Here is a 17,853-nt window from a genome sequence, read left to right as displayed (position 1 = left end):
AGGGAGTGACGCGATAAAGAAAACTTCAGTAACGTATACAATTATTCAATTCATTGATACACCGCCCGCATTCTACGCATGTAGAACCTCTCTTATGGAATGAACATAATAATCTGCAAGTCTGATTTTCGCTTCTCTATCCTTTGAAGAATGTTCATCATAGACTGCGCAAACCTTCATACCGGCATTCTTTCCGGCCATTACGCCCTGCAGCACATCCTCAAATACCAGGCAGCGCTGCGGCTCCACTCCCAGGTCCTCCGCCACCAAAAGGTAGATGTCGGGAAAGGGCTTGCCCTTGGCAACCTCACAGGAGGTGCGGATCGATGTGAAATATTCTTCCATATCATGCTTTTTCAGTACCGTTTCCGCTAACTCCCTGGAATTGCTGGTGGCGATCCCTGCCGGAATCCTTTCCTGCCTTAGGTAACGCAGGAATTTCATAACGCCCTCCTTGACAGGCACCTCATTCCTGTATTTCTCCCAGGCCATTTCATTCCAGTCCTGCTTAATCTGCTCCACACTGTCAGGAAGCTGAAAGCGTTCTTTAAAATATACTGCCGTTTCAGAAAAGCTCATCCCTTCTATACTTTTCTGCAAATCCTCCGGCATATCCAGGCCGAACCGGGCAAGGTATTCAATATCAATCCTTCTCCACATCCACATGGAATCCACCAGGGTTCCGTCTAAATCAAATATTACCGCATCGATATCCTTTAACATGACAATCTCCATTCCAGTACAATGAATCGGATGCCTCCGTTCATACCTGCTGTTTCCTCAATTGTTCTAATTCATTCTCTGTTAATTTCCTGTATTCTCCCGGCTTCAAATTCGGGTCCAGCTCCAGGCTTCCCATGGACAGGCGCTTCAGATAGACCACTTCCTTGCCCGCAGCCTCAAACATTCTCTTGACCTGGTGGTATCTGCCTTCCTGAATTGTCAGCTCAATTTCGGACAGTTCACCGGAGACAAGAATCCTAAGCCTGGCCGGAAGCGTCAGCTCCGCATCCTTAATATCCACACCTTCCAGGAACCTCCTCCGGTCCTCTTCCACCACTCTGCCCTTTACCTTCGCATAGTACACCTTATCCACATGCTTTTTAGGAGACAGAAGCTGATGAGCCAGCTCACCGTCATTGGTGATGAGCAGCAGCCCTTCCGTATCCTTATCCAGCCTTCCCACAGGAAATAAATCCTTGCATTTCTTATCTTGGATAAGATCCAGCACGGTGGTGCTGAGTTTATCATTCGTTGCCGACACCACACCGGCAGGCTTGTGAAGCATGATGTATTGATATTTTGTATAGCACACTTCTTTATCATCAAAAGTCACATGATCGGTTTTAATCTCTATCTTCTGCTCGGGCCTCTTGCAAATAGAATGATTCACCGTCACTCTTCCTTTGCGGATCCATTCCTTAATCTCGCTTCTGGTGCCGATTCCCATATCAGCTAAATATTTATCCAGACGTAACTGTTCTGCCATTTTCCATCTCCATCTATGATATAGAACGCTTAAACCCATCTCCAACCGGGGAGGTACTTGTTCTTATAGCTATTCTTCGCTGCCTTGAGCCAGCCCAGTGGGAACTTCTCCACACAGACCAGGTACCAGCCATCCTCAAGCTCTCTTCCCACATCGATGGCTTCACACTTGAGATAACGGATCACATTGGGATCTTCCGCCTTCCATCGAAGCACCCTGCCATAATCCTCGACGGTCAAAGCACAGGCCAGCGCCTGAGAGGGTTCAAAACGCTGCTTCTTCATCTCACCCAGCAGCAGCCCCTGGCGAAGAATGCGAAGCCCCTTCAGATTGGGCAAGCCTTCGGGCAGCAAATATACCCGGTCCTCATGGACATGCAGCAGCTCTTCCCTGACTGGAAACTTAATATTGCGAATAAAGTCCATCGCCTCCTCGGTCAGAAGCCCCTGGCTTCCCAATTGCTTCTGGCTTCCCGTCAATTGTTTCTGCCGTCCTGCCTGTCCTCTGCTGTTCCCTGTTCTGTCTGAAAGCTCAGCCGCTCTTCCTCCTATTCTCTCTAAGGGCACAGCCGCTCTTTTCTCCCCTGTTCTCTCGGAAGGCGCAGTCACTCTCCCAGCTTCTGCTCTTTCCCAACCCACGGAATCACTCTCATCCTTATGCAGCAGAATGATAAAATGACCCTCTCCCTCTATCTTATGGGGCCATAGCCGTATCCCGTGAGCCAGCTCCTGTTCCCGGTCCTTGGCCAGCTGAGGGGGATTCTCCAATTCCTTAAGCCATTCCTGCCTGCCCCGGTCAAATCCCTCATAGCTGGCAGCCCGTCCTCCCGGAAGCGCCGGCACCACGTGAAATTCGGGACACTGCTCCATCAAATAGGCAATGGTACCTTCATTCTCCTCCGGGGAAAAGGTGCAGGTGGAGTAAAGCATATATCCTCCCGGTTTCAGCATCCTCGCCGCAAAGAGTATGATCTCTTTCTGTAATTTATTGTAATATTCCACCCCATACTGCTCCCAGTTCTTTATAATGGCGGGGCTTTTACGGAACATCCCCTCACCGGAACAGGGGGCATCAACCAGTATCTTATCAAAATATCCTTCAAAATATTCCGCCAGCCTGTTAGGCGCTTCCGACAGCACCAAGGCATTGCGGATACCGAACAGTTCAATATTCTTCAATAACGCCTTTGCTCTGGAATTGCTGATATCATTGGATACCAGCACGCCCTGCCCCTTCAGCCGGGCTCCCAGCTCCGTGCTCTTGCCGCCGGGTGCGGCGCAGATATCCAGCACCCTATCTCCAGGCTCCACCGGCAGCAGACTGGCGGGTGTCATGGCGCTGGGCTCCTGGATATAGTACACTCCCCCGTAATAGAAGGGATGCTTAGCCGGCTGCTCCTGTATATCGTAATAGTACCCCGTTTCAATCCAGGGGATTCGTTTCAATTCAAAAGGACAGATATCCTCGAATTCTTCTGGGCTTGTCTTCAGCGTATTGATACGCACTCCGCCATAATGCGGCTTGGTATAACACGCCAGATATTCCTCATATTCAGCCCCTAAAAGTTTTCTCATTCTGTCCTCAAAAGATTTTGGTAAATTCATTCTCTCTCTCCGTTATTCTTATCTCAGGCTTTGGGCGCGGTAGCGGGCAGATATCATATCCAGCTCCTGACTGAACCTGGTCAGCTCCTCCTGGTCTCCGTTCTGGTAGATGCGGAAGAATTCATCCTGAATGGAGATGACCTCCTGCTTTTTCGCCACCTTATACAGGTTCTGTATATTGGTAAGAATATCTGCCACGATATTCGCCTTAACCGTAAAGGAATTCTGCGCATCCATAATCTCATCCCGGACCACCGACATATCCTGATCAAGAATCAGGACTGCCTCCGCCGCCGAAGTCAGGCGCTCCCTGATATGCTCCGGCATATTCTGCTTATACTTATATTGAAGGGAATGTTCAATGGTTGCCCAGAAATTCATTGCCAGGGTTCGGATCTGTATCTCTACCTGAAGCTCCTTCTTTCCCTTCAGAGTCTCCACATCATAATTAACAATCAAATGATAGGAGCGATAACCGCTCTTTTTCATATTATTAATATAATCCTTCTCTCTCTTAATTCTCATATCGGATCTCTTCTTAATAATATCCACCACCTTGTAAATATCTTCAACAAACTGGCAGATGATACGAATTCCTGCAATATCGTCAATCATTTCCTCAAACTGGCCCAACTCAAAATTCTTCTTCTGGGCTTTCTCCAGAATACTTGATATCGTTTTTACACGGCCTGTCACCTGCTCAATCGGTGAATAAGCACCCACATGCTTATATTCATCAATGATATGGTTGAATTTAATAATCAATTCATCCACCGCCAGGGCATAAGGGTCGAGTATCTCTCTCCAAAGCTGTATCTCCATTGGTAACTTACCTCCTAAAAAACATTCATTCCTACCTTCCGCCTTCCTCCAGCGCCAGCATCATCATGGACAGAACCGCCATTCCGGCTGTCTCCGTCCGCAGAATCCGCCTTCCCAGCGTAACCGGATGAACTCCCCGTTCGGCGGCATACTCTATCTCCGCTTCCTCGAAGCCCCCCTCCGGTCCGATGAAAACCCCAATTCGGCGGTATTGTGACAGGCTGTTTATGATCTCTCTTGTATATTCTATGCCTTTGGCATTCTCATAAGGAATGATATTGCAGTCCAGGGTCCTTGCATATTCCATTGCCTGGGCATAGGTCTGAACCGGCAGAATGACCGGTATGATCCCCCGTCCGGACTGTTTGGCGGCCCCTTCGGCGATTGCCTGCCATCGCTCCAGTTTCTTCTCTTCCTTCTTCTTATCATCCAGCTTCACGATAACCCGCCTGGTCATCACCGGAACAATCTCATAGACCCCCAGTTCAACCGCCTTTTGAATAATAAGCTCCATCTTATCCTGCTTTGGCAGCCCCTGGAACAGGGTGATTCCCGCCTTCAGCTCGGTACCGGTATCCTGTACCGACTGTACCTCGGCAATCACTTCCTTCTCGGACACCCTATTAATTATACAATAACAATCTTTTCCTTGTCCATTACAAATTATTATTTCATCCCCGGCTCTCATACGCAGAACATTCCTGATATGATTGACATCCGGGCCGGTAATGACCGCGGTGTGATCTGCAATCTGTTCCTTCTCTACATAAAAGCGATGCATAGCTGCTCCCTGATTTTATTGAAATTTTAAAATATGCCATCTCTATTCATTATACCCCATTAAGAACATATGTTCAACGATAAAATTATTAATTTATGTAAGCCTCCGTCTGTACTGTATTCTGCTGTTTACCTTTTCTTCGGGATTTTACTATCCCTTTTCGAGGTTTTCGTATTTTCTATGACAGCTTTTGCTGCCGATTTGGCGGAAGAAGCAAAAGCCGAACCGGATGGTATAACCGAAGAAATCATTACGGAGCAAATGCTTTGTATTCCAACGAGCTTGAAATTGAAATTACGGCAGCTGATATAGATTACGCAAAGACATACAAGATTTATGTTGATACTAATATCTTTGTATTGTCTACTAACAATATTAAGGAAATCAAAAAGATGCTTGACCAGGCAACAATGATTGTGAATATTCAGAAAGGGCGTCCCCTGCGTGAGGACGCCAAAGATGTTTTGACAAAACAGAAGCAGCAAGAAATTTGGGAGCATGAGGGGCAATGGATTACCGGAGACAAAAGAATTGCTTATAAAGACTTCCTGACCGGAGCCATCGGCATGATTCCGGAGAAAAGCCTCTTAGTTGGCGGCCTGCCCTTCTTTCGACGTGCTGCGACAGAGCCAAGTATTTTACCTTATCTTATGATCAATACCCAATCTTGCCCTCTTCCGGCGGAAGGCGGTATCATTTTACCAGATTCAGAAACACTTTCTGACTGTATCAGGATCTCCCCATTCCTGGGACAAAACCAGCGGAGAGATTTTATCGGTTTGAAATCCATATCATTAATGAATTCAAAAGGTACTCCATTGGGCGAATACACCATGATATAATCGCTGCCCTTGCATACCGTCATATGATTTGCACCGTCAGGGTTGTTTTTCACCAAATAGGAGGCAGGCACCCAGTCGAAACAGGAGTATTTCTGCATCAACTCCTTCAGAAAGATCATTTGCCTGCTTCCGGCTCGGGTAAGCGCTCTCTTCCAATCCATAATGTATGTCTCATTAATCTCCGTCGATCTAATCATCTGCCAGATGCTATTATGCCCGTAGGTATAGCCAAAAGCTCCCGAGAATACCGCCCAGTAAGCCGATTGCCTCACATCGTGCTCATCAAAATATCCATTGGACGGCTGGAAGCCTACTGCAATATCCTCATAGCGGGCCTCTCCATCCAGGGTCGGTTTGACGGGCATCTTATGATAATCGGTTTCAACCATCCTATAGTTCGGGTAATTCCTGCTGCCATGACTGGACTGCAGCATATTAAAATCCAGCCACTTCGCTTCATGAAAGTAATGGGAAGAGCTTTTACATCCCATGGGATGCATGGTCATTAGCTGAGCAGCTCCTCCATCCTTGATTCCCTTCACCATAGCTTCAATGATATGAAAATGCTTCAGGGTATGAAGATCCCGGTCTCCTCCCATCACCCATACTATATTATTACAATTTCGATACCTTTGCCCCAAGAAGCGTCCGTAGGCATAGGCATTGTCCTCATTAAAAACTACCGGGCCCGCTCCCTGCGCCAGATTCCATTTATCGCCCCAGGAAGGCAGCAGAGCCAGATAGATCTCATGTTTCCCGGCCATCTCAATTACAGCGTCTGCCATATCCCAATAGGAGAATTCTCCCTCTAACAATGGCAATGCCGGATCATAGCCCTGCTCCGTTTCGCCCAAGGGTTTTTTACCATAATAATTACCGGTATGAATACCATCCAGCTCGGACAGCAGTACGGCCTGTACTACATTATAACCCTGTCCTGCTCTGGTTCGAAGGTAATAATCGATTTCCTCCAGACTGAGCTTATGGAACAATTCCCACGCAGTATCCCCCAGCCAAAAGAAGGGCGTCTTATCCTCCAGGGTTAAAAACCTTCGATTATCGCTTACACATAATCTCTGCATTCATTCATCTCCAATCTATCACTATAAGATCAACGCTTTGTTCTTCAATATTACCGTATAATCCCTGTCCCAGGTCAGCTTATATTCTCCGGTCAGACGGATATCCTGACTGGATGCTCCGATCTTAATGGTATAATATCCGCTTTCCACATGCCAGGCTTTCAGATAGGGATTGTAATAGGAGAATGCCTCCGCATCCAAAGGGAATACAACAAGCTTTTCCTCGCCGGGCTCCAATTCGATCTTGTCAAAAGCCTTCAGTTCTTTGTCCGGCCTCATAATAACCGGTTCCTCCTGTCCTACATATAATTGGACAATTTCCTTGCCGCGCATCCTGCCAATATTTTTGAGGCGGAAGGACACTATAACCTCCTGCTTCTCATTGGCGGAGGTCTCCGGGGTAATGCTAAGATCGGAATAATCATAATTTGTATAGGAAAGTCCATGACCGAAGGGGTACCAAACCTCCTCGGGATGACAGTCGTAATAACGGTAGCCATGGAAGCTGCCTTCATTATACCGTATAAATCTTCCGTTTCCCGGATAATCCAGCCCTTCCCGTACCTTACTTATGAAGGTTTCTGACAGCTTTCCGGAAGGATTTATTGTACCGAATAAGATATCTGCAATGGCTCTTCCGCCGGCTTCTCCGCTGTACCACATCTGAAGGATACCCTTTGCCCTCTCCGCCCATTTAGCGGGAATAATACAGGAACCTGACTGCATTACTATAATAACATTCTCATAATACGAACAAATCTCCTCCATGGTATCGTTGATATAGTCAGAGAAGGTGAGCCTGTTGCGGTCTGCCCCCTCTGTCTCAAGCCCCGGCTCATTCGCCGCGAATACAATGGCCAGATCTGTGGTCTGTGCTAATTCCTGAATTCTTTGGACTCTGCGGACACCGTCAATCGTTGCACCATAGATCGGTTCAAAGACAAGATTTGTTCTGTTGGCCGTGTACTCAATCATATAATCCAGGGGCCGGTCAATGGATTCCTCCTCCACGGTAACCTTTGAGCTGCCCCCGCCCATAATCACCGGGGTCTTTGCGAATTCGCCGTAAACTGCAATGCCTTTATATTGTTCCATCTGTATCGGAAGAATTGACTCATGATTTTTTAACAAAGTGATTGCTTCTGCCGCACAATGATAAGCGGCCTCATGCTGCTTCCCCCGATGATATGCTTCCTTCGGCTTCTTCTGTTCCTTCAGGCGGGCAATCAGCCCAAGAATGGAGGAGCAGGCACGATTGATATCCTCTTCTGTAATCAGCTCTTGTTCCAAGCCCTGCCTTAGCTGCCCGATGATCTCAAGATTTCTTGGCATTTGAAGATCCATTCCTGCCGCCAGTGCCTTAGAAGGGTTATGAACCGCATGCCAGTCCGATACAATGAGACCGTCATACCCCCATTCCTTCCGTAATACATCCTGCAGCAGCCACTTATTCTCCGAGCACCAGATACCGCCCAGCTTATTATAGGCACACATCACACTGACCGGCTTCCCCTTTTTCACAGCGATTTCAAAGGGCTTCAGGTAATATTCCCGCAGAGTTCTCTCATCCGCCTCTACCGATATGGAGGATCTCCAGATTTCCTGGTTGTTTGCAGCAAAATGCTTCAAGCTGGTTCCGACTCCCTTGCTTTGCACTCCCTGAATGAAAGCTGCTCCAAGCTCTCCGGATAATAACGGATCTTCAGAAAAATACTCAAAATTCCTGCCGCAGAAGGGGGTTCGTTTCATATTCACGCCCGGAGCCAATAGCATCTCAATCCCCTCCTCGATACAGTCCCTGGCAATTGCCTGCCCGGTCTCATAAACCAGTTCCTTATTCCATGTACTGCCCATGGCAGAGGCGGTAGGGAAGCATACATCTCCCCCGTCGATATTACACTCCTGTACATATTCCGGAATCGGGTGCTTTAGCAGGCGCCGAACACCGTGGGGTCCATCGCTCATCTCCAGTTTAGGAATATTTAGACGTTCTATTGCTGCCGTCTTCAAAGCTCCGCCTCCGGTTAAAAGCGTACATTTTTCCTCCAATGTCATCTCATGTATTAATTCATTTATATTCATATGCATCTCCCTGGAATCAAATTATTTATCCCATTACAGGAAAGAAAGCCAGCATTGCGGGCTTCCTTTCATTATATACTTAAAAAACAGTAAGCTTTCATCATTGATTATCTTGGCACTTTGTTAGTAGGGCTATTACTTAATATCATATACGCTTCTAATTCTTAAGTTCTCCGGCTTACCCTCTAATATCCTGACATGATATTCACCCGCATTCATATCAAAATAATTATCTGAGAGCACCATGTCCTCATTTTCATTCAATATCTCAATACTTCTGGCATAAGCCTTTGCCCTTACAATAATTTCATCTCCCAGGACAAAGCATTCCAATTCCGGATTCACAAACGGATAATGCTTTGGCTGCAGAAATAAAACGGTTCCTCCCTGGAGCTTCTTGCCCTCCCGGTATAAATCATAGCTCACATACTCTGTAAAGCGGTCCAGATGGGGAAGTTCAACCTTATGAAAGAAGTAGGCGGAAAACGGCTCTACCTGAGCCTCCATCCATTCCTCCGAAAGGATCTCTGCCTTCTGGTTACGTACACACCAATGCACCTTAAGGTTCTGCACATGAAAGGTCTCATTACTGATATTAAATCTCACGGATTTATTCTCTGTGTAAGGCTGCGCATTCACATTATAATCCTGGGTCGTGATACTTTCTTCTTCACAGGATAGAAGAACCGGCGCGAAGAACTTCTTCGCATGATAATGCAGGGCCTTCCATCTGCCAAAATAGTCGATGGAGGACCAGGATGCCACAGGCCAGATATCATTGAGCTGCCAATATACCGCACCCATACAACGCCCCCGGTATCTTCTGAAATGCTCCACACCATAGCGGATGGTATCGGCCTGCAATACCTGGGAAGCATACAGCAGTGAACCAAAATCATTGGGATAAAGGAAGTACTGGCTCAGATATTTCATAATCTTGCCGTTGGCGGCATTATTACGCTGATGCTTCTCCATTACATAAGAGAATATATTACGATCCCCGGGAAGAGTAAAGCTTTCTACCGTTTTCAGCAACGGGAAGGATTGGAAGCCAAACTCACTTAAATAGCGGAAATAATAGTTACGGTAATCCGTATAAGGAATATCCCCATGCCAGATGGACCAGTAATGAACATCTCCGCGGTCAAAGGCATTGGGATGATCCATATTGCCGCCGGAGGAGGGACTGGAGGGCCAGTAAAAGGTATCCGGGTCAAGCCTCTTCAGCAGCTTGGGAAAGATATATTCATACATCTTAATATAATCAGCCCGGTTCTCATCCGTATAGCCATTCTTATCCATGATGAACATTTCCATCTCATTGTTGCCGCTCCATAGACCTAAGCATGCATGGTGACGAATTCTTTTAATATTATCCTCCAGTTCCCGGGTGATGCTTTCCTCAAATTCCTCGGATAATTCATATGCAGCACAGGAGAACATCATATCCTGCCATACCAATAACCCTAACCGGTCGCAGGCATCAAAGAAGAAGTCATCCGGGTAATAACCGCCTCCCCATACCCGGATCGTATTAAAATTCGCGGCTGCACATTGCTTTAATAATTTATCCGTTCTTTCTTTGGTAATTCTTCCAAAAAGGTTATCCTCGGGAATATAATCGGCTCCCATAGCAAAGAATTCCACACCATTGATAATATGGGCAAAGCTTTTACCGTATTCGTCCTCCTTCTGAGAGATACTGACGGTTCGAAGGCCAATCCTTCTCTCCCAGGAGTCCAGCCGCTCTTCCTCTTGGTATAAATCAACTCTCACCTCATAAAGAGGCTGATCCCCCAGTCCATTGGGCCACCACAGCATGGGATTCCCGATTTCTATCTCTGAAGGGGAATTCTCAAAGGTCCTGCTTATTCCCTCCGGGGAGGTCACCGTAACACAGTAATGTAATTTCACATTTTCCGCCCATGCCGGCTTTTCCAATTCAACCTGAAGATTTAACCTGACCTTATCCGCCTCATGTCTCTGCCTGATCAGCACCTGATCCAGTTTGGCCGTATTGTAACCATATAGAATTACATCACGCCAGATCCCTGCATCCGGCAGCCTGGGGCCCCAATCCCAGCCAAACATACAGTGCGCCTTTCTTAAATAAGGAAATCCTTTCATGGCGTCCCTTGATCCATGGAGACGCTTCTTCTCATATTTTTCACTAATATACTTCGTGGGCGAATAGAACAGGATTTTTATCTCATTTCCTTCCGGTTTCAGCAATTCACTAATATCAAATTCCCAGGTACGGTGCATATTGTCCACGGAATACACCTTACCGTTGATTGATACCTCCGCCAGGGTATCCAGACCTTCAAACCTCAGGATGGTTCTGTCAAAGCTTAGTAATTCCTGAGCGGAAAAAGTCGTCCGGTATTCATAATCCTCCTCCATCAGCTTTAATGCCTTTAATTCATTGTCTCTATAATAGGGGTCTTCCATTCTGCCTGCCAGCAGATAATCCAAATATACGGATCCGGGCACGGCAGCGGGAAGGTAATTCTCTTCCTTCCTGCCGCGCATCTGCCAACCCTGGTTAAGAAATTTTTTATACATACTCTGCTTCCTCCCTGTCAAAATCAACATGCTGTTCTGATATTATGATTCTTCCGGTAATGTTATTCAGTTCCAACATCGGTCCGTAGGGAGTATCCACAAGCTTAATCTCAAGCTCCTCTCCCGTAACCAGAGGTCCTCTGGGATTTAATAATATCTGTGTCCTGCCCTCGTATCCTGTTCTTGGAGCCGCATACACCTTTGCATTCACCAGGCCGGTAACTTCAATCCTTCGGTACATATAGTAGCTTGCCGGGGCAATGTCTCTGCAGCTGATTACCCCATTGTCCTCCTGGGAGACGAATACCCGGCACTCCTTATGCCATGCCCTTGGCAGTTGGTAAACGCTTCTGTTCCGATCCAGATAGGTCTCCTCGCCAAGGAGTACCGGTGCGCCCAGGGGAGTTCGAAGCTTCAATCTTACTGTGGTATCCGGTGAATAGCCGGAATAGAAAAAGGCATTTTCATGACGGGACAGCATCACTACCGGCTCCCTACTGTTTTGCTTTTTCTTGCTGTATATTGTTTCAAATCCAAAGAGTCCGGCTGCCTGTCTTGGGAAGCGCTCTGTCGGATAGATCTCTTTCTCGGAATACGAGGTCATATTCGCATCCTTTCCCAAGAAGCGGCCGCTGTTATTCCCCCTCAGCCAAATTACTGCTCCGCCCATCCAGGCTTCCATCGCCCGGTAAATTCCTGCTACCCGTTCCTTGTCTTCTGAGCTTAATACAGCAAGTACTCTGGTGGAGGGATCTGATTCATGCTTTAACAGGGTGTCGATTCCCCCGTCCGACAGGGTCGGATCTATCACTACCTTGTCTGCTCCTTCCTCCTCGCATCCATCTTCCTCCAGAAAGCTCTTCACCTGGCAGATACCGCTGATGGCGGATTCGCAGCGAAGATTCAGTAAGTCCAGCAGGCATTCCTCCGCCTCACTGACACTTCCATACAGCATCAGCTTACCCCCTTCTTTGATAAAGCGGCATAAAACCTGGTTCATCCTGCTGCCTCTGGCCGGAACCGGAGTAACATAGATGTGACCTGACACCTCCAGCGTCCCCTCTCTAAGCAATGCCTCAAAGTAATCGGCAGCAATCACGGTGCTCAGGGAGAAACCATGATTAATTGCACCCCGAATATACATATCCTCAAAGAAGGGCTTGGAGGCTCTCCTGGCTTCGATATCACAATACTCATCAAAGGGATATACCCATACCAGCGGTGATGCTTCATCAGGAGCCGTTCTCATGGCCTCCTGTATATGGGGAATAATCTCCCGGGGACAGATATCCGGCAGCTCTCCCAGAGAGTTGTCTATGGTAAGGAAATTCAGATGGGTGGGGAGTACCATCTCACCGTCTCTGTTGATTCTTGCAACTGCCAGGGGCAGATAGATATCATGGGGCTGACGTTCGTACCGGTCAAGCCAGGGGCTATTCATCCACCAGGGATCATGGACATAAAAACGATAAATATAATCCTCTTCCGGAAGATGTGCCATACGTGACATATAGCCGGCTAATTCCATGCCATAGTCCCCATTAATGGCTGCCCAGGGGGAATTACAGGGAGGCAGGATATCAAAGCCGCCCTCATAGATTTTCTTTAAATTCACGGCATCCGAGGCCAGATCGATTCCCAGTGTCAGGTTGGTTCCTCTGGTTTCAACCGGGAAATTACATTCTTCCCGAAACAGCTTCCAAAACTCCATGATTTGCTTCTGTACCTGCTCCATTCTATCCTCGTAGAACTGATTTCGATCAAAGGTGGCACCGATCATGCCCCAGGTCTCAGTACCAAAGCCAAAGCCGTTGGAGAGCCAGAGATAGTCAAAGCCCATATCTTGGAGAAATATCCGGGCTTGCCGGCCAAAAAAGGTTCCAAAAGGAGTCCCCTCCTGAATCCCCTCCGGAAATCCGGCATATGCTCTGTCCTCCGCCTTCAGCCTGGCATAACAGCAGACCATGCTGGATTTACCCATGGATTCACCAATGCAGATCTCATTGTGACGTATATATTTAAATTCTGACTTTGCAAATTCCGGACCCGGATCAAAGGTCGCTCCCACACGGATCTCCCTACCGGTTTCCTTTCTTCCAATCTCCTTTATATATCCTATTAAAGCCTTGTAATCCCCATAAGTCGGTTCAATGGGATTCTCCCGGTATGGATAATAGATGGCATGCAGATTGATACGCTTCGGATCATTCTCCCGGTCCCAGTCCATTCTGGGATTCGCACCCCCGATATACCTGGCCCATTCAAACTTCTCCTCCGTATCACCAGTGTATTCCAGTATCTCTGACCCATCTGAGGTCCACAATAATACGGATACCATAGCTGCATCCTCCAACAGATCATTCCATTGGCGGAAGAATCTTGTACATACCTCTTTTATCGCTTCCTCCTCCAGGGAATAAAAGGGCTTTAAGCTGATTTCCAATGTAATATTTTTGAACTTCTTCATCTTAACCTCCAAACCTTTGCCAGGTTATTTCATTACTCAGATGCCCGGCCACTCAACAGACATAGGGAAACCAATCCGCCAAATCCGCTGCAATGACGCCATGTCCTTCTCTGGTCAGATGATTGACGCTGATCAAATAAGAACTGAGCAAATGGCTTAAAGCCAGTCTCTGATCAAATGTCTGTGCCGCATCCGCCAGACCGACCCCGTATTCTGCGGCTAATCTTCTGATCATATCCGATAATTCTTCATCACCGGAACTTCTGGCGGTATAATATTCTTTCCTGCAGTCAGGGGCCGGAGTGATAAGGATCAGCTTGGCCCCGAAGGCTAATCCTGCCTCTATCATCTGACGCCAGGCCGCCTCAGCGGCTTCCCTCGTCAGATACATATCATTTCTGCCATAATCAAGGGTAACCAGATCCGGTCTGTGACACAGAACCTCCTCTCGAAAGCGCTTCGCACCGGAGACAGAATTTTCACCGCCGATGGCACTGGTAATTATATTGATCACAGCAGTAGGAAATCGTTGATTTAATATCTGATGCAGCTGATGAGGATAAGCATCAAAGGTCCTTACCACATGTGCCGCCGTATATCCGCAGGGTATGCTATGGCCATGGCATACAATATGGTAATTCTTATTCTCCGGCCATACCTGCTTCAACCTTCTTACTTCTTCAGAGAGATAAGTGCTCTTATCCGCAGTCATACCTGCTCCTTTCTAGTCCCTTCCCGATACGATGACCGAATCAATGCCCAGGACATCCGCAATCTTCTGTATCGTTTTGGCATAATGTCCGATACCAAGAGCATAATGATGGGTCGGTCCCTGCATTACCCACTTCTTTACGAATTCTTTTGTGGTTGGCTCAAAGAAGCCTCTGGTATTGGTATTGCCCGTTGGGGGAATCGGCCCCTTCTTTGAGAAGCCTTCTCCGATAACAAAGCGGAACTTGCCCTCCGCGTTCTGTGTGATGCCCAACATCGTAATGGGCCCCTCTTTTATTTTGAATTCCACAGAGGCTCCGTTTCCCGGCTTTCCATGATACTTGGTAAGGCTTCGCAGTACCGGCTTCCCTTCTGCGATGGCAATATGGTGGGGCCCGTCGTGTCCTACCAGAATAAAGTCCTCCTTAAAATCAAAGGGATGGAATTCCGCAAAGCTTCCGCCGATATTCAAACGATCCATAATCAGCATGGCGATACAGGTCTTTACATCATACTCGCCGCACATGGGTATTCCCTGTGCATTCAGAATGGAATTGCCTACGATAAAGGTAGTCGCCACCTTCTGCTGAATGCTGTTGCCTTCTCCTTCGTAATAATACGCTAAGCCTGTCAAATGATATTGCTCCACTAATTTATCCAAGGCAACGGCATTCTTCGCTGCCTGGTACAGATCCTCCCCGGTCAGCTTTTTGGTTACGGGATCGCTCACAGGTTCCGGCATATCAAACTCTTCCCCGATGATCTTAATCTTATCTTCTACCTCTTGGTCGGTAACTTCGTGAAAGAGGCGTACCGCATCCTCCACCTCAAGCAAGGGAATATGAAGTCCAAAAGCCGCCGAAATTGCAGTCGGATCCGTATGCATATCATACATTGCTTCCATAACATGACCCATCAGGCCGATTCTCGCTCCCTTCAGGTCATGCAGCACCTTTCCGATCTCACACCAGGTACGGATCTCCCTCTTTGCCTCCTCATCCTCATATAAAGTTCCGATGATCACATCTGCTACCCTTTTCCCCAGGCGAATTGCTACTCCTGTAAATTCCGGCACAGAACAGATATTATCATTCTCCAGCTGCATATGTGTCGAGGCTTTGCTGTAATCCAGTCCATGCAGAGGCTGTAAGGCCAGCAATACGACGGGAAGATTAATATCCCGCATGATTGGTGCAAAGACGGAGGAGGTGGCATAGGTAACCATATTGCAGAATACCATATCCAGATCATCCCGCTTCATCTTCTTCAGAGTCTCATAGGCGGCCTCGCTGGAATCAACCATGCCATAATCAATGGTCTCAACCTCATTCTCACCAATGAGCCGTACCGCCTCCCGGTGATAACCTGATAACGAAATATATAAACCGTCAAACTGGCTCCAGTAGGTGGCATGGCCAACCCCGAATACCCCTATTCTGGCATTTCTCGGTTTCTTACGTTCTATCATCTCAATCCTCCATACTGCCGATGCCCGGAAATTTGGGCTCCGGTACAAATTTGCCGTGTGAAAATTTTAATTTTCACACTATCTTCCTTTATCCCTTAACGCTTCCCATTACAATGCCGCTGGTAAAATACTTCTGCAGGAAGGGATATACACATAAGATCGGCAGCATCGCCAGAAATATCTGGGCCGATTTACTGCTCTTTTGAGTAACATTTAACAGCAGATCATCCACATTCTGAACCAGATCCATATCAATATCTACAACGATCGTCTGCAGATACGATTGCAGCGGATAGTTCTGTACCCGGTTCATATAGATCAATCCGTCGAACCAGCTGTTCCAGTGGGCTACCGCAATAAACAGTACCAGGGTAGCTAATACCGGTTTGCATAAGGGAAGTACAATTCTGAATAACACTTTAAAATGTCCGGCTCCATCCACAAATGCGGACTCCATAATTTCCTCCGGCAATGATTTCATATAATTCTGCAGCAAAATAATATTAAACACATTAACAGCAACAGGAAGCACCAGAGCCCATACACTGTCCAAGAGACCAAGGCCGGCTATTAATAAGTAATTCGGAATCAATCCGCCGCTGATCATCATAGCAATCATAAAGTACCATACATAGAACTGTCTCGCGGCAAACTGGCGCCTTGTCTTAGATAACGGATAAGCTGCCAATACCGTCATCAGCATTCCCGCCGCAATCCCTAACACAACTCTCATAACGGAGACGGACATGGCGCGAAAGAATTTTACCTCCCCAAGTATGTATTCGTAGGAAGCTAAGGTGAAATTCACCGGCCACAGCTTAACCTCGCCGGCGTTGACTGCTATATTATCACTTAATGAAATAGCAAATATATGAATTAACGGCAATATACATACGATTGCCAGTAAAGAGCAGAAGGCATAATTGAAGATCACAAAAATCCTTCTTCCAATCGATTCTTTATATAACATAGATACCCCCATTCCTGCACATTTCTTATGCGCATGTTCTCTTAAAACACCCGGTAACCACTTGTTTTATAGGCGACTTTATAGGAAAGAACAAGCAATGTGCCCGAGATTACCGACTTAAATAATCCGGCAGCAGATGCAAGACTGAAACGGCCGCCTCCGAGTCCTAACCGGTAAACCAGGGTATCGATAATATCTCCGCTATCATAAGTAATGGTGCTGTAAAGATTATAGATCTGATCAAATCCGGCATTCAGGATAGACCCCATCTTCAAGGTCATAAGCAGAATAATGGTCACACTGATTCCCGGTAATGTAATATGCCGCATTTTTTTTAAATATCCTGCTCCGTCCAGGGATGCGGCTTCATAGAGCGCAGGGTCCAGGCTGGTAAGTGCCGCCATATAGATGATGGTTGCATAACCGAATTCCTTCCAGGTGTCGGTCGCCCAGATGATCTTACGGAAGATATCATTTCTTCCCAGGAAAAAAATCGGCTCAACACCAAACAGACCAAGGAATTGATTGAGCATACCGTTTCTCGGATTTAAAATCTCTATGATAATACCCGCCATCAAAACCCAGGAAATAAAATGAGGAAGGTAAATCATTGTCTGAATTGTTTTCTTCACTCGGGCTTTTCTCATTTCATTCAAGAGTAATGCCACTGTAACCGGTACGAGGATACCCAGGACTATCTTACCCAAGGCAATAATGACTGTATTCTCAACGGACTGTATAAAACCCGGTGTCATGAATAGTTCCTTAAAATTACCCAGCCCTGCAAAGGGCGACTTTGCGAAGCCTTTCGCAGGATTATAATTCTGAAATGCAATGACAATTCCAAACAGTGGTATATGGTGGAAAATGAGCAGCATAGTGACCGGAGCCAGCAGCATCAGATGCAATGCTCCGTCCCGTTTCATTAACCGAATAAATTTTTCCTTTCTTGATCTTTGTTTCATATCGT

General features: G+C 46.9%; 14 protein-coding genes. 1 reads left to right on the top strand and 13 read right to left on the bottom strand.

All coding sequences use genetic code 11. The features are described from left to right. Positions 1 to 72: 72 nt before the first annotated feature. From HNQ56_RS11685 to HNQ56_RS11665, 5 genes are read right to left on the bottom strand one after another with little or no spacing between them, the layout of a single operon-like run. A complete protein-coding gene (locus tag HNQ56_RS11685; protein ID WP_429146444.1) occupies positions 73 to 723 on the bottom strand; it encodes an HAD family hydrolase in 651 nt (216 codons plus the stop codon). Positions 724 to 763: 40 nt separating this feature from the next. Then, entirely contained in the window at positions 764 to 1,489 is a 726-nt protein-coding gene (locus HNQ56_RS11680; RefSeq protein ID WP_429146067.1) for a pseudouridine synthase, read from the bottom strand. A 29-nt stretch (positions 1,490 to 1,518) separates the two neighbouring features. After that, the gene (locus HNQ56_RS11675; RefSeq protein ID WP_429146064.1) at positions 1,519 to 3,093 is read right to left on the bottom strand and encodes an RsmB/NOP family class I SAM-dependent RNA methyltransferase; all 1,575 of its coding nucleotides are present in this window, start codon (positions 3,091 to 3,093) and stop codon (positions 1,519 to 1,521) included. A gap of 18 nt (positions 3,094 to 3,111) precedes the next feature. Next, on the bottom strand, positions 3,112 to 3,915 hold the full coding sequence (locus HNQ56_RS11670; RefSeq protein ID WP_429146061.1) for a GTP pyrophosphokinase: 804 nt from the start codon (positions 3,913 to 3,915) through the stop codon (positions 3,112 to 3,114). A 31-nt stretch (positions 3,916 to 3,946) separates the two neighbouring features. Next, positions 3,947 to 4,696 (bottom strand): 16S rRNA (uracil(1498)-N(3))-methyltransferase, encoded by a 750-nt coding sequence (locus HNQ56_RS11665; protein WP_429146058.1) that lies wholly within the window; start codon positions 4,694 to 4,696, stop codon positions 3,947 to 3,949. A gap of 69 nt (positions 4,697 to 4,765) precedes the next feature. Between HNQ56_RS11665 and HNQ56_RS11660 the strand changes: the two genes are divergently transcribed. After that, on the top strand, positions 4,766 to 5,008 hold the full coding sequence (locus HNQ56_RS11660; protein ID WP_429146055.1) for a hypothetical protein: 243 nt from the start codon (positions 4,766 to 4,768) through the stop codon (positions 5,006 to 5,008). A 331-nt stretch (positions 5,009 to 5,339) separates the two neighbouring features. On the opposite strand, the gene HNQ56_RS11655 is transcribed toward HNQ56_RS11660, so the two are convergent. The 8 genes from HNQ56_RS11655 to HNQ56_RS11620 all read right to left on the bottom strand — a co-directional run bounded on the left by HNQ56_RS11655 (position 5,340) and on the right by HNQ56_RS11620 (position 17,848). Next, positions 5,340 to 6,620, bottom strand: a complete 1,281-nt coding sequence (locus HNQ56_RS11655) for a glycoside hydrolase family 140 protein (protein ID WP_429146052.1) — start codon at positions 6,618 to 6,620, stop codon at positions 5,340 to 5,342. A 21-nt stretch (positions 6,621 to 6,641) separates the two neighbouring features. Beyond that, the gene (locus tag HNQ56_RS11650) at positions 6,642 to 8,702 is read right to left on the bottom strand and encodes a beta-glucosidase (protein WP_429146049.1); all 2,061 of its coding nucleotides are present in this window, start codon (positions 8,700 to 8,702) and stop codon (positions 6,642 to 6,644) included. Between the two features lie 135 nt (positions 8,703 to 8,837). Further along, complete coding sequence (locus HNQ56_RS11645; protein WP_429146046.1) at positions 8,838 to 11,267, bottom strand: glycoside hydrolase family 2 protein; 2,430 nt, start codon at positions 11,265 to 11,267, stop codon at positions 8,838 to 8,840. Continuing rightward, the gene (locus tag HNQ56_RS11640; protein WP_429146043.1) at positions 11,260 to 13,734 is read right to left on the bottom strand and encodes a hypothetical protein; all 2,475 of its coding nucleotides are present in this window, start codon (positions 13,732 to 13,734) and stop codon (positions 11,260 to 11,262) included. Before HNQ56_RS11640 ends, HNQ56_RS11645 begins: the two co-directional genes overlap by 8 nt. Positions 13,735 to 13,786: 52 nt before the next feature. After that, positions 13,787 to 14,446 carry an SGNH/GDSL hydrolase family protein gene (locus tag HNQ56_RS11635; protein WP_429146040.1) on the bottom strand — a complete coding sequence of 220 codons (660 nt, stop codon included), beginning with the start codon at positions 14,444 to 14,446 and terminating at the stop codon, positions 13,787 to 13,789. Positions 14,447 to 14,458: 12 nt separating this feature from the next. Further along, on the bottom strand, positions 14,459 to 15,913 hold the full coding sequence (locus HNQ56_RS11630; RefSeq protein WP_429146037.1) for an L-arabinose isomerase family protein: 1,455 nt from the start codon (positions 15,911 to 15,913) through the stop codon (positions 14,459 to 14,461). 88 nt (positions 15,914 to 16,001) lie between these two features. After that, on the bottom strand, positions 16,002 to 16,883 hold the full coding sequence (locus HNQ56_RS11625; RefSeq protein ID WP_429146034.1) for a carbohydrate ABC transporter permease: 882 nt from the start codon (positions 16,881 to 16,883) through the stop codon (positions 16,002 to 16,004). Positions 16,884 to 16,924: 41 nt separating this feature from the next. Continuing rightward, the gene (locus HNQ56_RS11620; protein WP_429146031.1) at positions 16,925 to 17,848 is read right to left on the bottom strand and encodes an ABC transporter permease; all 924 of its coding nucleotides are present in this window, start codon (positions 17,846 to 17,848) and stop codon (positions 16,925 to 16,927) included. Between the last annotated feature and the right edge of the window lie 5 nt (positions 17,849 to 17,853).

The organism is Anaerotaenia torta, assembly GCF_050433395.1.
In the GTDB taxonomy this organism is placed as follows: Bacteria; Bacillota; Clostridia; order Lachnospirales; family Lachnospiraceae; genus Mobilitalea; species Mobilitalea torta.
This window is presented reverse-complemented; position numbering and strand designations above follow the sequence as displayed.